Raw genomic sequence first — 1,904 nt, 5'->3', positions numbered from 1 at the left:
AATAAAATCGTTCTTTACCAACCAAAAGATTCGAAAGAAGTCAAAATGAATTTTTTCCGAAATGGTTGGCGTGGACCGTTATTGAAGTTTTCTGTTTCATTAGAAGAACTGATTCCCTTTTTAGCGAAGCATTTAAATGATGATGCAGAACTTGATATCATGATTGAGCATGAAGACGAATAAATACTAAAATGAAAAACAGCTCCCTATTTTAGAATAGGGAGCTCAGATTGTAGACAAAGTACTTATTTATAGTGCTTTGTCTTTTTTTATACGTTAAAATAAAACTATGAATTGGAGGTGTAACCCGATGCTCTCAAAACAAGATATGAGTAAGCGTGCACAGATGGGCTTTTTTGCTCTTGAGGACTTAGTTCCCCAAGACCATTTATTACGACAAATGGATCAGTTTATTGATTTTTCTTTTATTTACGATTTGGTAAAAGATAAATATGATGAAACCCAAGGACGGCCAAGCTTAGATCCCGTTCTTCTGATTAAGTTACCGATGATTCAATACTTTTTTGGTATTAAAAGCATGAGACAAACCATCAAAGAAATTGAAGTGAACAACGCGTATCGATGGTTTTTGGGGTTAGGGTTAGAAGATGCAGTTCCTCATTTTTCTACATTTGGTAAAAACTATACGAGACGGTTCAAAGGAACCACTACGTTTGAACAAATCTTTTATGAGATTTTAGCACAATGTATGACGGAAGGAATCGTTGATACCTCTGAAATTTTTATTGATGGGACACATATTAAAGCACATGCGAATCGAAACAAGAAAGAATCCGTCGAAGTGATGGATCAAGCCTTCTTTTATACGGAAAAATTGACAAAAGAAATTGAAAAAGATCGAGAAAAACGCCTAAAAAAGCCCTTAAAAGAAACAAACGCAGGAACTAAAATGGCCATGAAAAAAACAAGTACTACTGATCCCGAAAGTGGTTGGTTTCATAAAGGTGAGCATAAAGAAGTTTTTGCATATAGCGCACAAGTGGCATGTGATAAAAACGGCTGGATACTAGGTTATACGACCCACCCAGGAAACTTACATGATAGTCGTACGTTTATTTCTTTATTTAAAAAGCTCAAAGGAGCTTTTACTTTAGATAAATTGATTATGGATGCTGGGTATAAAACGCCAGCAATCGCACAATTACTTCTCGAAGAAAATCTGACCCCTGTTTTCCCTTATAAGCGACCAATGACGAAAGCGGGCTATTTCAAGAAGAACGACTATGCCTACGATGAATACTATGATTGTTATATCTGTCCTAATGATAAGATCCTCTCTTATTCGACAACCAATCGAAAAGGATATTTAGAATACAAAAGTAATCCAGAAGAATGTAAAAATTGTCCTGTTCTATCTACTTGTACAAATTCAAAAAATCATACAAAAGTCATCACCAGACATATTTGGGCGAAAGCAATCGAACGATGTGAGGAAATACGTCATCAAAGAAGTTTTAAAGACCTATATAGAAAAAGAAAAGAAACAATTGAACGAATTTTTGGTACAGCAAAGGAATTTCATGGATTACGTTATACGAATCAAATAGGAATAGAAAAAATGCACATGAAAATTGGGCTTACTTTTGCCTGTCTAAATATGAAAAAACTAATAAAAATCAAAAAAGGGCGAGCAGGAAAGGGGTGTTTTTCTTTAGAAAAACAAAGAAATTTCTCTTTTATTCTTAAAATCGTACATATAAAAAAGACAAACCTCATTTTTACATAAGGTTTGTCTACAATCTGAGAGGACTACGCAAGTAGGCCTCTTTTTTTTGCTTTTCTTTTATATTCGTGAAAGATACGTGCCAATCGGTTTTTGATAATGCTCGCCTCGCCAAGTTCCTGTATTGAGATAGTCTGCGCTCTAATAGCTGCTCCCAGTT

General features: G+C 34.8%; 1 protein-coding gene and 1 pseudogene. Both read left to right on the top strand.

Translation table 11 applies throughout. From position 1 onward, the window contains the following. A pseudogene (locus JZO83_RS13310) lies at window positions 1-183 on the top strand (hypothetical protein); the annotation flags it as partial. Between the two features lie 127 nt (window positions 184-310). Next, entirely contained in the window at window positions 311-1,747 is a 1,437-nt protein-coding gene (locus JZO83_RS13305) for an IS1182 family transposase (protein ID WP_207116055.1), read from the top strand. Window positions 1,748-1,904: the final 157 nt, after the last annotated feature.

Origin of the sequence: Enterococcus sp. DIV1298c (assembly GCF_017316315.1) — a bacterium.
GTDB classification, from domain to species: Bacteria; Bacillota; Bacilli; order Lactobacillales; family Enterococcaceae; genus Enterococcus_B; species Enterococcus_B mangumiae.
This window is presented reverse-complemented; position numbering and strand designations above follow the sequence as displayed.